Below are 13668 nucleotides of genomic sequence, written 5' to 3'. Positions count from 1 at the left end.
GTACCGGATCCAGGGGCGTGCGGTGGCGGATCCATCGAAAGGACGAGTGCGACCTCCATCGTCCGCATCCCGGGGACCGATCGCCCGTCCGATGTGGGGAGGCCTTCCGCGGACCACGATGGAGGAGTCGGGCGGACACCGCCCACCGGACCACTCCCCCTCGACCCTCTGGAGGCCCCCATGTTCCTCGCTCGCCGCGACATGGTCTTCGCCCGCGGACGCTTCACCCTCATCACTGCGGTCGTCCTGCTCATCACCTTGCTCATCGGACTGCTGTCCGGCCTGACCGGCGGTCTGGCCCAGCAGAACATCTCTGCGATCCAGTCACTGGAGCGCGACCGGATCGTCCTGGCCGCGGAGACGTACGACGAGTCCCAGCTGACCCAGGAACAGTTGGACGCATGGCGCGACGCCCCGTCCGTGGCCGGGGCGCGTGAGGTGGGCATCCTCCGCTTCCAGATCGACCCGACAGACGGAGATGCGGCGGGTGTGTCCGCCGCGATCCTGGGCGGCACGGAGGACTCCCCGCCGCGGGACGGCCACGTGCGGCTGAGCGCTGGTGCCGCGGAGGATCTCGATGTGGCCGACGGCGACAGCGTCACCGTGCTGGGCATGGACCTGACGGCCGACCTGCTGGACGAGGACCGCTGGTACGCCCACACCCCCGTCGCCTATGTGACCGGTGACGACTGGCAGGAGATGGAGACGCGGCTGGGACGTGACAACTCCGTCGCGACCGCGCTGGCCGTCGACCTGACGGACAACGCGGACGCCGAGGAGCTGGAGCAGCTGGCGACCCAGACCTCGACGACGGCGAACGGCACCGTCGACTCGCTCCTGGCGATCAGCTCGTTCCGGTCCGAGATCGGCTCGCTGCTGCTGATGGTGGGCATGCTGTTCGGCATCTCCGCCCTGGTCGTGGGCGCGTTCTTCACGGTCTGGACGATGCAGCGCACCGGTGACGTGGCGGTCCTCAAGGCGCTGGGCGCCTCGACTCCGTCCCTGCTGAAGGACGCGCTGGGCCAGTCGCTGGCGGTCCTCATCGCCGGTGTGGGCGGCGGCATCCTCCTCACGACCGGACTGGGGCTGGCCATCGCCGGTGTGCTGCCGTTCGTCGTCAGCTGGTACACGACGGCACTGCCCGCGGCGCTGCTCATCCTCCTGGGCCTGGCCGGCGCCGCGTTCGCACTGCGCACCGTGACGAAGGCGGATGCGCTCACCGCCCTGGGCTCCGCGCGCTGACCGTACGGCCGGCCGCCGGCTCCACCCACGGGCCCCAGTTCCAGTGCCCCGCGAGACGCACCCGCGTTCTCCGTTCCCTCTCACCGCTCATCCCGAAAGGACCCTCATGCTCTCCCTCACGGACATCACCCTCACGTTCCCCGACGGCGACGGCCGCATCACCGCCGTCGATGACGCCACGCTCGAGGTCGCAGCCGGCTCCGTCGCCGGCCTCACCGGACCGTCCGGCTCCGGCAAGTCGAGCCTGCTGGCGGTCGCGTCGACCCTCGTGAAGCCGGATTCCGGCACCGTGTCGATCGCCGGTGTCGATGCGACGCGGATGAACCAGAAGAAGTCCGCGCGTCTGCGGCGGGAGCAGATCGGCATCATCTTCCAGCAGTCGAATCTGCTGCCGTCCCTCACAGCCCGTGAGCAGCTGCTGGTCATGGGCGAGATGGACGGGAAGCGCGCGAACCGTGCCGCGCGTCAGCGCGAGGCGGACGACCTGCTGGACGTCGTGGGGCTGAGCGCCCACCGCGACGCCCGCCCCGCGGCCCTGTCCGGCGGTCAGCGTCAGCGCGTCAACATCGCGCGGGCCCTCATGGGTTCGCCGTCCGTCCTCATCGTCGACGAGCCCACGTCCGCACTGGACCGGGCGCGCAGCGAGGAGATCATCGGGCTCATCGTCGACCTCACGCGCGAACTGGGAACGGCGACCCTGCTCGTGACCCACGACCTGGAACTCATGCCGCGCTTCGACACGACCCATCGGATGGTCGACGGGCAGCTCTCCCTCCTGCCCGCTCCGGTGGGTGCGAGCGCCTGACCGGGTCGCCGCCTCCGCGCAACGCCCCCGTCCACCTCGCGCTTCTCTCGCGAACTGCATACGAGCATTCCCGTCCTTCGCGAGAACCGTTCATGCGGGGGCCGGGCCCCGTGGCCGCACTGCTACTGAGGACGAATGATGTCTCCGTTGGCCGGCAACCGACCGTCGAACGTGACGGGAACGGGGCGGGCCCGCTCGATGTCGCGGCGGTCGATCACCTGCACGTGAAGATGCGGCTCGACGCTGTTGCCCGAATTGCCGCACCCTCCCAGCACCTGGCCCACCGCCACTCGCTGACCGGAGCGGACGCGGACGCTCCCCTCCTGGAGATGGCACAGCGCGACGATCCCACCGCGGCACTCCAGGAGGACGTGGTTCCCGGCGAGCGCCGTCCACCCCGCAGCGGCTCGCCGACGCTGTGTCAATGCGTATCCGATCGACCGGAACCCGCGATGCGCGGAGTGGTCGGGCAGCGTCGCGAGTGTCCCCACCACGACTCCGTCCACCGGCGCCAGAACGTGTCGCCCGAATCCGGGGAATTCTTCCGGGGCCTCAGTACGGACGAGCGATCGGAGTGTGAACGGTGCCGTACGCCCGGAGTCGTCGACGGGGACGAAGTCGATCGCGTATTCCGTGGCGAACAGACGGCTGCCGTGGCTGGGCACCCGGTTCGCCGGACTGTTGCGGACCTCCCAGCTCCCCGTGAACGGGTACGCCAGGTCGAGCGGGACGGTCAAATCTCGGCACCCTCCGGGCGCTCGACGATCGGGCCGCGCTTGCGCTTCTCCTGCTGGACGACCATGGGCCACTCGCCGGTGTTCGTGCTCGTGTCCTGCTCGGCGGCGGCGATCTCGTCCGGGGTGCCGCCCACGACCTCGGCGTCGTCGTCACCGCTGAGAGGTGCGGACTCGCGGACGTCGACCTGCGCGTGCGTCTCACGACCGAACAGGTAGAGCAGCAGCTCGACGGGCAGGCCGCTCACCGTCACAGTCGAGTTGTTCGTGCGGCCGGCGCGCAGTTCGTCGAAGCCGCGCGGCTTGAGCACCAGGTGGAGACCACGGCGCAGCGCATACGGGAGGGCGAGCGCGCGCACCAGGCCCAGCATGTCCTTCTGGACGTCGGTGCCCAGCTCCCGGACGTGCCAGCCGGGCTGTGCACGGCGCACGTCCTCGTGGTGGATGAGGAACTCCGCGGTGTTCATGATCGAATCCACGCCCACGCCCCACGAGCTGGGGTTCCAGGCGGTGGGGCCCTGCGCCAGTTTGCCCACCAGCTCGATCCAGGGAGTGTTCCGCAGGAGCTCGTCGACGCGCTCGTGGCGCTTGGCGAACAGCTTGAGGTGCTCGCCCATGATCGCCGGCAGATCGCGGTCGCGCATGACCAGGTGGACGGTCAGATCACGTGTCTTCCACCCCTCGCACAGTGTGGGAGCGTCCGGTCCCACCTTCCGGAGGAGGGAGGCCAGTCTCAATCGTTCTTCACGTGCGAGCGAAGTCATATCCCAAGCGTGCCCCAGTCCTCACCGCGTGTCGAGGACTGCCGGGGCCATGTCGCCCGATGGACAGCAAGACGTCACCGGATGATCAGGTGCGAACGATTCGCAGCGGATCATCCAGCGGCGCCCACAGCACCTCACCCCGGGTCTCGCACCGCTCCTCACTCGGAATCCCGCACCGCTCGCTCCCACGCGGTGAGGAAATCCGCTGTCCGGGACAGCGACCGCATGTCCGCCAGGTCATCGCCGCGGGTGGGACCGTCCGTGTCGATGACGACGAGCGCACCGAGCTTCGCCGCCGCCCGGACGAACCGGAGTCCGCTCATGACGGCCAGCGAGGACCCCAGCACCACCAGCGCATCCGCGGCCTCGACGAGGTCGCGGGCCCGCTCGACGACGCGCGTGTCGACGGTCTCACCGAAGAAGACGACATCCGGTTTGAGCAGACCGTCGCACTGCGGACAGTCGCGCACCCGGAAGTCGCGCGTCTGCTCCAGCTCCGCGTCGCCGTCGGGGGCGACCTCGATCTCACGCGGATCGACGTCGATCCGGTCGAGGAAGTCGGGGTTGAGCGCCGTCAGCTCCTCCTGCAGCCACTGCCGCGAGTACGTCCGACGGCACGTGAGGCAGAGGACGCGGTCCAACCGCCCGTGCAGCTCGACGATGTCGCGCACCCCCGCCAACCGGTCGAGCCCATCGACGTTCTGCGTGATCGTCCCCGCCAAGCGCAGCGCGGCCAGAGCCCGGTGCCCGTCGTTGGGCTCCGCCCACTCGATCCTGTCCCAGCCCACCCAGCTGCGCGCCCAGTACCGGGACCGCTGCAGGGGTCCGGCCAGGAACGCCTGGTAGGTCATGGGCGAGCGCGGCGACGCGTCCGGTCCGCGGTAGTCCGGGATGCCGGAGGCCGTGCTCATCCCCGCCCCCGTGAGCGCGACCGTGGACTCCGCCCCCACCTCCAGGAGCCGCTCGATGATCTGGTCGTCCGTGTGGGACGGTGCCGCCGGTCGTTCCCGGCCGCGCAACGGATCGCGGATCACCGCCATGCAGGCACTCCTCGCCGCTCGATCACTGCGGGGCCGTCCCGCCGCCACTACTGTGTCACTCAGACGGACCCGCCTGCTGAGTCGGGGTTCCGTATCCGACCGCCCGGTCGGGGCTCCGTGTCCGTCCGCCTCAGTGCAGCCGTCCGCCCCCGCCCGATCGCCCGCCAGGAGCACCATGTCCCCGCTCGCCCTGACCCTCACGATCATCGTCACGGTCGTTCTCGTGCTCGCATCCGCGGGGATCCTCATCGTGCTGGCGCGAACGCTGCAGCGGAGCGCGGAGGAGAAGCACCGTCCCCGCACCCGCCGGACCACGCACGACGGATCCACGGACGATCCCCCGCGCACCGACGACGCAGACTGACCCTCAGTGCTCCCGGACCCAGTCGATGACCGCGCCGGACACCACGCCCGGCTCCTGCTCCGGCAGCCAGTGGGAAGCGCCGGGGATCTCGACGAACCGGTAGTCGGCTTCGACGTAGCCGCCCGTCAGCTCCGCCGCACCCCGCGAGAAGGCCAGGTCCTCGCTGCCCCACACATAGAGCGTGGGCACCGTGATCGGGTCCAGCTGCGGCGTATGTCCCAGCCCCAGCGCCCGGTAGTAGGCGAGAGCCGCCGCGAGCACGCCGGGCTCCGAGAACCGGTCGACGTACGACTGCACCCGTTCCGGCGACACCGCGTCGCCGTAGATCGCGGCCAGCCGCCGGCCGCCGTCGGCCAGCATCCGCGCCTCGACGCCGGCCGGGTCCTTCCGGATCTGCCGCATGTAGTGCATGCGCTCGTACTGGTCCGGGTCCTCCTTCATGCGCCTGCCGTGCGCCAGGGTGTGCGCCGAGGACACGGACGTGAACGTCACGAGGCCCCCCGGGTGCTGCGCCGCGTACTGCCAGCCCAGGACACCGCCCCAGTCGTGCCCCACGAGGTGGAACCGCGTCAGTCCCCACGCGCGCACCAGCGCGTGCAGGTCCGCGACCAGCTGTTCGACCGTGTAGTCCTCGACCTCGTCCGGCCTGGCGCCCGGCGAGTAGCCCCGCTGGTCGTACGCGATGACGTCGATGCCCGCGTCCACCAGTGCCCGCGCCGTGTCCTCCCAGCACGCGGCGAACTGCGGCCAGCCGTGCACCAGGACCGCCGTGCCCGAGGCCCCGGTCGCCTCCGCGCCCGCGACCCGGAAGCCGTCGAAGACGAGGTCACCCACCTGCGTAGTGAAGGTCTCCCCGCCCAGCCGTGCCGCGACGGAGGCATTGTCGAAGGGGCTGCCCACCGTGTCGCTCGCTGCCCCGCCGCCCACTTCGTTCCTGTGATCCACGTCTCCCATGCTGCTCACCCTACGGGGTAGCGTGGACACATGACACGGATCCTGCTCATCCACCACTCGCCCACGGAGTCGACGCGGCGGATCGCGGACGCAGCGCTCAGTGCCGCACAGATTCCGGAGCTCGCCGAGCTGGGGGATCTGGAGCTCGTCGAGGTCGCCGCCCTGGAGCCGGACATCGACCAGGTGCTGTCAGCGGACGCCTACGTGCTGGGCACGACAGCGAACTTCGGCTACATCTCTGGCGCACTCAAGCACTTCTTCGACACCGTCTACGACCACGTCCGCGAACCCACGGCCGGTCGCCCGTTCTCCTACTGGATCCACGGCGGCTACGACACGACGGGCGCGGAGAAGGCGATGGAAGCAATCACGACCGGCCTGGGCTGGTCGCTCGCCCAGCAGCCCGTCGTCTGGACCGGCGCCGTCGAGGAGGAGCACCTGGAGCAGGTCCAGGAGATGACCGCGACCGTCATGGCCGCGGCTGCGGACTGATCACCCTCGACCGAGAGCTCCGCCCTGAGGCCCGTCAGCGCAGGATCACCCTCAGCGCAGGACGACGGTGCGGCCGCTCTGGAGGATGATCCGGTGCTCCGCGTGCATGCGGACGGCGTCCGTGAGGGCCGCGACCTCCGCGTCCTGCCCGTGACGCTGGAGGTCCGCGGGGCTGAACGAGTGGTCGACCGGGGCGATGCGCTGGGAGATGATCGGGCCCTCGTCCAGGTCGCTGTTGACGTAGTGGGCGGTGGCGCCCACCATCTTGACGCCGCGCTCGAACGCCTGGTGGTAGGGCTTCGCCCCCTTGAAGCTGGGCAGGAACGAGTGGTGGATGTTGATGCAGCGGCCACTCAGCTCCTGGCTGAGCTCCTCCGACAGCACCTGCATGTAGCGGGCCAGCACGACCAGCTCGGCACCCGTCTCGCGGACGATCTCCAGCAGACGCGCCTCGGCCTGCGGCTTCGTGTCCTTCGTGACGGGGACGTGGTGGAACGGCACCCCGTGCCACTCGACGAGCGACCGGTGGTCCGGGTGGTTGGACACGACCGCGACGATGTCGATCGGCAGGTGGCCGGCCTGTGCGCGGTAGAGCAGGTCGCGCAGGCAGTGCTCCCACTTCGAGACCATGAGGACGACGGGCATGTGCCGTCCCAGTGGGCGCAGGTCCAGGGTCATGTCGAACTCGAGGGCCACCGCGTCCAGATCCTCCCGCAGTCCGGCGACAGCGGAAGCGGCCGGGTCAGCGGCACTGTCTGCCGCCTGGGCGACGGGGGCGACCGACAACGCTGTGCCGGCACCGGCCTCGGCGGCGGTGTCCCCGGCCCCAGCCCCGGGCGCTGTGTCCCCGGTTCCGTCCACGGACGGCAGGGTGAAGGCGAACCGGGCGAAGAACGTGCCGTGGACCGCATCTTCGAAGGTCTTCGACTCCGTGACATTGCCGCCGTGCCGGGCCAGCACGCGGCTGATCCCGGCCACGATGCCCGGCTGGTCTGTGCAGTGGAGGGTCACGACGAAGGAGGCGGGCACGGCGGCGGATGCGGACGACGAGGTCATGGGCACATTCAAGCACTGCCCCGGTTGGCCGATCCGCAGGGGGCTGGACTAGACTGGATCCCGGCTTCCCACGCGGCGTCATCTTGCGAACTCCCCCAGGGCCGAAAGGCAGCAAGGGTAAGTGAGCTCTGGCGGGTGCGTGGGAAGTCCTTTTTCGTGCCGATCACCTCGGAGGAGTCGACGATGACAGCACCCGATCAGCCGCACGCACCCGCGGATCGCCTGCCGGCAGAGCAGATCCCCGTGGGCGTCGAGGTGGAGCTGGGCTCGCACACCGTGACGGAGGAGGAGGTCCTGGCCTTCGGCCGCGACTGGGACCCGCAGTACTTCCACGTCGATGAGGACGCGGCGCGGGAATCCGACTTCGGTGGTCTCATCGCCAGCGGCATCCATACCTTGGCGGTCTACCAGCGCCTGAGCGTCACACAGGTGCTGACCGGATACGACATCGTCGCCGGCCGGCAGCTGCGCGAGGTCCGCTTCCTGCGACCGGTGCGGCCCGGCGACACGCTCACCGGTTCCATGCGGGTCGAGCGGATCGACCCGGCGGTGAACGGGCGGGCGATGGGAGTGTCCTCCGGGCAGCTGGTGAACCAGCACGGCAAGCAGGTGCTCACCCTCGACGTGGACTTCGTGATCCGATCGGAGACGTCGCCGGCGCGGCAGCGTCGCTGAGAGGAGGCTCGGCGGGCCACCGTGCCTGCGGGTCGCGCTCTCGCCGGTTTCCCAGTGTCGAGTGCCGACTCCGGGACGCAGGCGCCTCTATTCTTGTGTGCATGCGGATCATGATCATCACCGGACAGCAGGCACGCGCATGAGCGGCGGCCTGGTCGCCCTTCTGGACGATGTCGCGGCGATGGCCCGCATCGCCGCCGCCAGCGTCGACGACATCGCGGCCGGATCCGCGAGGGCAGGCGCCAAGGCCGCGGGCGTCATCATCGACGACGCGGCGGTGACCCCGCAGTACGTGACCGGGGTGAAGCCCGCGCGCGAACTGCCCATGATCTGGCGGATCGCCCGCGGCTCGCTCATCAACAAGCTCCTCATCATCCTGCCCGTGCTGCTGCTCCTCAGCACGTTCGTGCCGTGGATCCTGACCCCGCTCCTCATGCTGGGCGGCGCCTACCTCTCGTACGAGGGTGCGCACAAGGTGTGGGAGAAGCTGCGCGGGAAGCACGCCGAGCGCACGGACGAGCCCACCCAGCTCAAGGGCAAGGAGGCCGAGGACACGGTGGTCCGCGGGGCGATCACGACGGACTTCATCCTCAGCTGCGAGATCATGGTCATCTCGCTCAACGAGGTCGCCGCGGAGTCGCTCATCGCACGGGCGATCATCCTCGTCGTCGTGGCGATCGGCATCACGGTGCTGGTCTACGGCGCGGTCGCCCTCATCGTGAAGATGGACGACGTGGGCCTGGCGATGACGAAGAGGGACAGCGCCGGCGCGCAGAAGGTGGGGCGCGGCCTCGTCGCGGCGATGCCGCGCGTGCTGGACGGCCTCGCCTTCATCGGCACCTTCGCGATGCTGTGGGTGGGCGGCCACATCCTGCTGGTGGGGCTCGCGGACCTGGGCGTCACCCTGCCGTACGACCTGGTCCACACCCTCGAAGTGCCCCTGTCCGGCATCGCTGCCGTGGGCGGGCTGCTGGCCTGGCTGGTCAACACCCTCTGCTCGATGGTGCTGGGCTTCCTCGTGGGGTCGCTGGTCCTGGGCATCATCAGCCTCACCCCGCTGGGGTCGAAGGGCCACTGACGCGCGGACAGGTGCAGCGCTGGGCAGCGCCCCCTGCCGCGGCGCCCGCCGTCGAGTCCCGCACAGCCGACCGTCGACGCCTCTGCGTCGGTGGCAGCCACCCCTCCCCTACATATGCATACATGTTAATATGTAGATATGAAGGGAGGTGCCGGTGGCACACGATCATGACCACGGAGCGGCGACCAGCAGCCGGACTCGACTGGCGATCGCCTTCGGCATCACCGCGTCGATCCTCGTCGCACAGGCGGTCGGAGCCATCCTCACGGGCTCGCTGGCCCTCCTCGTCGACACCGCGCACATGCTCACGGACGCCGGCGGCCTCCTCATGGCGCTCATCGCCGCCTCCCTCATGCTCCGCCCCACGACCGCGAAGCACACGTGGGGCATGCGCCGGGCGGAGGTCCTGGCGGCCGCCCTGCAGGCTCTCGTCCTCCTGGCGGTCGGCCTGTACGCGCTGGCCGTCAGCTGGCAGCGACTGCTGGATCCGCCGGAGATCCCCGCCGGCAGCCTGCTGGTGTTCGGCATCGTGGGCCTGGTGGGCAACGTCCTGTCGCTGTCGGTGCTCATCGGCGACCGGAACACGAACCTGAATCTGCGGGCGGCGTTCCTCGAGGTCCTCAACGACGCACTGGGTTCCGTCGCGGTCATCGTGAGCGCGATCGTCCTGTCCACGACGGGCTGGCGGCAGATCGACACCATCGCGGCACTCGTCATCGCGGCCCTCATCGTGCCGCGCGCGTTCCTCATCCTGCGCGGCGCGGTCCGGATCCTCATGGAGGCGGTGCCCGCGTGGCTGGACCTGGGCGACCTGGAGAGCCACCTGCTGGAGAATCCGCACGTGCGGGGGATCCACGATCTGCACGTGACGAAGATCGGGACGGGCCTGCCGGTCCTCACCGCCCACGTGGAGGTGGAGCCGGAATGCTTCACCGACAGCCACGCGGACGAGGTCCTGGCGGATCTGCGCGCCTGCGTGCGCGATCACTTCGAGGAGCGCATCGAGCACACGACGTTCCAGCTGGAGACCAGCGACTGCAGCCGGGAGCAACCACTCCCCCACGCGTGACCCGGCGACCTCCACGGCGCAGTGCGAATCCGCCCTCACTGCAGGCGAGCACCCACGGGGCACCCCATCGCCCACGCGTCAGAACGTGCCTCCGCCGGAGACTACGACGCCCTGGTCCTGCCGGGCGGGACCCTCAATGCGGATGCACTGCGGACCGACGAGCACGCCGTCGCGCTGGTGCAGGCCTTCTTCGACGCGGACAAGCCCGTCGCAGCGATCTGCCACGCACCCTGGATCCTCGCCGAGGCCGGGGTCGCGAGGGACCGCCGCCTCACCTCGTACACGTCGACGCGGGTCGACCTCGAGAACGCCGGCGCCCGGTGGGTCGACGAGGAGGTCGTCATCGACGGGAACCTCATCACCTCGCGCAACCCCGGCGACCTCGACGCGTTCAACGCGGCGATCCGCAGCGCCCTGAGCTGACACTGCGACCCTCGTGCACGGTCGGCCGAGCGGGCAGTGCCGGGCCGACTGACGACTCGATCGCGCCCGGGAGCCCGGTGCACGTCCAGCGCTACGCCCGCGACTCCTCCTCATCGTCGTCGGCGTCGCGCTGGACGTGCACGGCGCGGACACCGTCCACCTCGTGCAGATGCGGGACGAGGACGTGCAGCGGCGTGCGCCCCTTGAAGCGCACGTCCAGGTGGACGAGTCCGTCGTCCGTCCGGCGCGTCGACAGGATGAAGGCGGAGAGCCCCGACTTGGAGGCGATCTCGAGGAGGCGTCGCAGGACGCCCTCACCGTCGACGTAGACGATGCGGACCACCCGGTTCGTGTCCTGCGTGGGGATCCGCGCCACCAGCGGCCCCACGACGACGAGGGCGATGAGGTGGAACGCGGTCAGCCCGATGGCGAGGGACGCCATGCCCGCGCCCGCCGCCATCCCCACCGCGGCCGAGACCCAGACGGTCGCAGCCGTCGTCAGACCGCGCACCACGTCCCGGCGGGTGAAGATGACACCCGCACCCAGGAATCCGATACCCGTCACGATCTGGGCGGCGATGCGCGAGGGGTCCAGCGTCACCCCGTCGCCCAGGATGTGCGCGAACCCGAAGCTGGAGACGAGCGTGAACGCCGCAGAGCCGGTCCCCACCAGGACGTGCGTCCTGAAGCCTGCCGCCTTCTGCCGCACCTGCCGCTCGATGCCGATGAGGGCGCACAGGACGAAGGCGAGAGCCAGTAGCTCCAGCTCCAGCAGCGACGTATCGGTCCACCAGTCCACGGACCCATTGTCCGCCTGGTGGCGCAGGAAGCGGAAGGACGGCGTCGACTGCGGCACCGGCGCGCCTCACGGTCACACCGAACGCGATCCAGGGTCGCACGACGAAGGCCCCTGACCTGTTGAACCAGGTCAGGGGCCTTCCCGTTGGCGGAGGATAGGGGATTTGAACCCCTGAGGGCGTTAACCCAACACGCGTTCCAGGCGTGCGCCATAGGCCGCTAGGCGAATCCTCCGCCGATGACTCTACCCGAACCCCACCGCGCAGGCGAAATCGCCGTCCACCCGCAGGCCATACTGTGTTCAAGCACACGTCGTGCTCACCCGCTCCGGAATTACGTTCGTTGTGGTCACCCGACCACTGTCACGATTCCGCAACACGACACGAGCGGCGATCACGGCATCAGCGCAGGTGGCGGCCCCTGATCGTGGCTCGTGTCACCGATCGGGAACCTGTCGAGACACGATCGCGACCGAAGTGCGCTCATGCGTGGATCCGCACCTGATCAGGGCGACGTACGATCCGTGGAGTCGCTTTACTTTCCGGAGGTTTCCGTGCGTCGTCGCGCCCACACACTTCTCGCCACCGCGGGCATCGTCGCTCTCGTCCTGTCCGGCTGCACGCCCGGCGAGCCGGGGACTCCCAGTGGTCCCGGCGACGATCCCACCGGCGCGCAGTCGGACCCCGCGCCCGTCGTGTCCGTCGTGAATGACCCGGTCGAAGATGACACCGCCACCGCCGGCGGCGAGGTCGACGCCGACGCCCAGGACCCGACCGACGCACCGTCCGCGTCCGGCACCGCGTCGGACGCCGTAGACGGCGACTCCGCTGACACCGATGCGACCGACGACGCGACCGACACCGGCTCCGTCCACATCCACGCGGGTGAGGAACTCGAGCTGGCCGTCGACGGCGGAGTCTTCACCGAGGTCCGACTCATGGACGCCGACCACGACACCGTCCCCGTCGACACCGGCGACCTGGACCCCGGTGCGGACGAGGACGCGGAGTCCGGTGATGCGGCTGAACCCGGCGATGACGCCCAGGCCGCGGACGATTCCGAAGCCGCCGCCGGTGGTTCCGTCGAGACGGCACCCGGACTGGTCGATGCCGAATCCGACGGCGAGGCGACGGAGCCCGCGGAATCGACGGAGTCCGACGACGCCACCGGGTCCGCCGACGGCGAGGCGAGCGACGACGGTGAGGCGACTGCGACCTCGGGAGCGGACGAGACCGGCACCCGCTGGGAGTCGAGCGTCGATCTGGTCACCGGTGCGACCTACACGTGGGAGGCGACCACGGAGTCGCCCGACGGTGCGGAGCACACCGTGACCGGCACGGTCACGACCCCGGAGACCACTGCCCAGGAGGAGCTGACGGCCAAGACCGTCATCGCGGACGACCAGACCGTGGGTGTGGGCGCCCCGATCATCGTCATGTTCAACTCGACGATCCCGGAGGATGCGCGCGCGGCGATCGAGGCCCGCCTGAGCGTCGAGGTGACGGACGAGGATGGCGAGCCCGTCGACGTCGAGGGCTCGTGGGGCTGGCTGTACGATACGGACGGCATCAGCCGCGTCCACTACCGGCCGAAGGAGTTCTGGCCCTCGGACGTGGACGTGCAGGTGAGCCTGCCGCTGGAAGGCGTCGAGTACTCGCCGCGCTGGTACGGCAAGGAGGACGTGGACCTCGCGTTCGAGGTGGGCCGCGACCAGCGGGTGGTCGCGGATGCGCAGACGCACCGGATGACGATCGAGCGCGACGGCGAGGAGATCGCGGACTGGCCCACCTCGCTGGGTTCGGCCCAGGCGCCGTCCTACAACGGCACGCACGTCGTCATGGCCAAGCACGAGTTCTACACGATGACATCCGAGCAGTGGAACTACGAGACGGACGTCAACTGGGCCGTCCGCATCCACAACAACGGCGAGTTCGTCCACGCCGCGCCCTGGTCCGTCGGCTCGCAGGGACAGGCCAACGTGTCGCACGGCTGCATCAACCTGTCGACGGAGCGGGCGAAGGAGTACTTCGACATGGCGCTCTACGGGGATCCGGTGGAGATCACCGGCTCCTCGGTCGACCTCACGACGGAGCACAGCGACATCTCCGACTGGGTGTACTCCTGGGAGGACTGGCAGGAGCTGTCTGCGCTGGACTGACGTTCCAGCCAGGGCA

At 69.8% G+C, this 13668-nt stretch carries 14 protein-coding genes, 1 tRNA gene, 1 other RNA gene and 1 pseudogene; 10 read left to right on the top strand and 7 right to left on the bottom strand.

What is annotated here, in order from left to right:
- Positions 1 to 180 precede the first annotated feature (180 nt).
- Complete coding sequence (locus HGBR_RS07510) at positions 181 to 1242, top strand: ABC transporter permease (RefSeq protein ID WP_019158719.1); 1062 nt, start codon at positions 181 to 183, stop codon at positions 1240 to 1242.
- Between the two features lie 106 nt (positions 1243 to 1348).
- Positions 1349 to 2047 carry an ABC transporter ATP-binding protein gene (locus tag HGBR_RS07505; protein ID WP_019158718.1) on the top strand — a complete coding sequence of 233 codons (699 nt, stop codon included), beginning with the start codon at positions 1349 to 1351 and terminating at the stop codon, positions 2045 to 2047.
- Positions 2048 to 2169: 122 nt separating this feature from the next.
- On the opposite strand, the gene HGBR_RS07500 is transcribed toward HGBR_RS07505, so the two are convergent.
- The 3 genes from HGBR_RS07500 to HGBR_RS07485 all read right to left on the bottom strand — a co-directional run bounded on the left by HGBR_RS07500 (position 2170) and on the right by HGBR_RS07485 (position 4585).
- Positions 2170 to 2784 carry a M23 family metallopeptidase gene (locus tag HGBR_RS07500; RefSeq protein ID WP_019158717.1) on the bottom strand — a complete coding sequence of 205 codons (615 nt, stop codon included), beginning with the start codon at positions 2782 to 2784 and terminating at the stop codon, positions 2170 to 2172.
- Positions 2781 to 3545 carry a TIGR03085 family metal-binding protein gene (locus HGBR_RS17000; protein WP_083882787.1) on the bottom strand — a complete coding sequence of 255 codons (765 nt, stop codon included), beginning with the start codon at positions 3543 to 3545 and terminating at the stop codon, positions 2781 to 2783. The genes HGBR_RS07500 and HGBR_RS17000 overlap by 4 nt, the downstream gene beginning before the upstream one ends.
- 158 nt (positions 3546 to 3703) lie before the next feature.
- A complete protein-coding gene (locus tag HGBR_RS07485) occupies positions 3704 to 4585 on the bottom strand; it encodes a Sir2 family NAD-dependent protein deacetylase (protein ID WP_019158715.1) in 882 nt (293 codons plus the stop codon).
- Positions 4586 to 4760: 175 nt separating this feature from the next.
- Here HGBR_RS07485 and HGBR_RS07480 point away from each other — a divergent pair, with 175 nt between their 5' ends.
- The gene (locus HGBR_RS07480; protein WP_019158714.1) at positions 4761 to 4949 is read left to right on the top strand and encodes a hypothetical protein; all 189 of its coding nucleotides are present in this window, start codon (positions 4761 to 4763) and stop codon (positions 4947 to 4949) included.
- A 3-nt stretch (positions 4950 to 4952) separates the two neighbouring features.
- Here the strand turns inward: HGBR_RS07480 and HGBR_RS07475 are convergent, their stop codons facing one another.
- Positions 4953 to 5894: an alpha/beta fold hydrolase gene (locus tag HGBR_RS07475; protein WP_245533289.1), complete on the bottom strand. Its 942-nt coding sequence runs from the start codon at positions 5892 to 5894 to the stop codon at positions 4953 to 4955.
- Positions 5895 to 5933: 39 nt separating this feature from the next.
- Here HGBR_RS07475 and HGBR_RS07470 point away from each other — a divergent pair, with 39 nt between their 5' ends.
- Positions 5934 to 6395: a flavodoxin family protein gene (locus HGBR_RS07470; protein ID WP_019158712.1), complete on the top strand. Its 462-nt coding sequence runs from the start codon at positions 5934 to 5936 to the stop codon at positions 6393 to 6395.
- 51 nt (positions 6396 to 6446) lie between these two features.
- Here HGBR_RS07470 and HGBR_RS07465 read toward each other — a convergent pair whose 3' ends face one another.
- Complete coding sequence (locus HGBR_RS07465) at positions 6447 to 7451, bottom strand: formyltetrahydrofolate deformylase (RefSeq protein WP_019158711.1); 1005 nt, start codon at positions 7449 to 7451, stop codon at positions 6447 to 6449.
- 59 nt (positions 7452 to 7510) lie between these two features.
- Between HGBR_RS07465 and ffs the strand changes: the two genes are divergently transcribed.
- From ffs to HGBR_RS16990, 5 genes and pseudogenes are all read left to right on the top strand, one after another.
- An RNA gene (gene ffs / locus HGBR_RS19450) (signal recognition particle sRNA small type) lies at positions 7511 to 7606 on the top strand.
- Between the two features lie 28 nt (positions 7607 to 7634).
- Positions 7635 to 8126, top strand: a complete 492-nt coding sequence (locus HGBR_RS07460; protein ID WP_026077424.1) for a MaoC/PaaZ C-terminal domain-containing protein — start codon at positions 7635 to 7637, stop codon at positions 8124 to 8126.
- Positions 8127 to 8265: 139 nt separating this feature from the next.
- A complete protein-coding gene (locus HGBR_RS16995) occupies positions 8266 to 9204 on the top strand; it encodes a DUF808 domain-containing protein (RefSeq protein ID WP_019158709.1) in 939 nt (312 codons plus the stop codon).
- Positions 9205 to 9358: 154 nt separating this feature from the next.
- Entirely contained in the window at positions 9359 to 10273 is a 915-nt protein-coding gene (locus tag HGBR_RS07450) for a cation diffusion facilitator family transporter (protein WP_019158708.1), read from the top strand.
- Positions 10274 to 10360: 87 nt separating this feature from the next.
- Positions 10361 to 10696: pseudogene (locus tag HGBR_RS16990) on the top strand (DJ-1/PfpI family protein); the annotation flags it as partial.
- 91 nt (positions 10697 to 10787) lie between these two features.
- Here the strand turns inward: HGBR_RS16990 and HGBR_RS07440 are convergent.
- On the bottom strand, positions 10788 to 11552 hold the full coding sequence (locus tag HGBR_RS07440; protein ID WP_019158706.1) for an MgtC/SapB family protein: 765 nt from the start codon (positions 11550 to 11552) through the stop codon (positions 10788 to 10790).
- Between the two features lie 88 nt (positions 11553 to 11640).
- Positions 11641 to 11728: transfer RNA gene (locus tag HGBR_RS07435), tRNA-Ser, on the bottom strand.
- Between the two features lie 319 nt (positions 11729 to 12047).
- On the opposite strand from HGBR_RS07435, the gene HGBR_RS16985 reads away from it, so the two are divergent.
- Positions 12048 to 13652: an Ig-like domain-containing protein gene (locus tag HGBR_RS16985; RefSeq protein WP_019158705.1), complete on the top strand. Its 1605-nt coding sequence runs from the start codon at positions 12048 to 12050 to the stop codon at positions 13650 to 13652.
- The last annotated feature ends 16 nt before the right edge of the window (positions 13653 to 13668 follow it).

Source organism: Brevibacterium senegalense (assembly GCF_000285835.1).
GTDB classification, from domain to species: domain Bacteria; phylum Actinomycetota; class Actinomycetes; order Actinomycetales; family Brevibacteriaceae; genus Brevibacterium; species Brevibacterium senegalense.
This window is presented reverse-complemented; position numbering and strand designations above follow the sequence as displayed.

What these genes read in the sequence shown, in the direction of transcription:
- HGBR_RS07485 (WP_019158715.1), bottom strand. Translation starts at nt 4,585, where the DNA reads ATGGCGGTGATCCGCGATCCGTTGCGCGGCCGGGAACGACCGGCGGCA.
- HGBR_RS07480 (WP_019158714.1), top strand. Translation starts at nt 4,761, where the DNA reads ATGTCCCCGCTCGCCCTGACCCTCACGATCATCGTCACGGTCGTTCTC.
- HGBR_RS16995 (WP_019158709.1), top strand. Translation starts at nt 8,266, where the DNA reads ATGAGCGGCGGCCTGGTCGCCCTTCTGGACGATGTCGCGGCGATGGCC.
- HGBR_RS17000 (WP_083882787.1), bottom strand. Translation starts at nt 3,545, where the DNA reads ATGACTTCGCTCGCACGTGAAGAACGATTGAGACTGGCCTCCCTCCTC.
- HGBR_RS07470 (WP_019158712.1), top strand. Translation starts at nt 5,934, where the DNA reads ATGACACGGATCCTGCTCATCCACCACTCGCCCACGGAGTCGACGCGG.
- HGBR_RS07505 (WP_019158718.1), top strand. Translation starts at nt 1,349, where the DNA reads ATGCTCTCCCTCACGGACATCACCCTCACGTTCCCCGACGGCGACGGC.
- HGBR_RS07460 (WP_026077424.1), top strand. Translation starts at nt 7,635, where the DNA reads ATGACAGCACCCGATCAGCCGCACGCACCCGCGGATCGCCTGCCGGCA.
- HGBR_RS07465 (WP_019158711.1), bottom strand. Translation starts at nt 7,451, where the DNA reads ATGACCTCGTCGTCCGCATCCGCCGCCGTGCCCGCCTCCTTCGTCGTG.
- HGBR_RS07510 (WP_019158719.1), top strand. Translation starts at nt 181, where the DNA reads ATGTTCCTCGCTCGCCGCGACATGGTCTTCGCCCGCGGACGCTTCACC.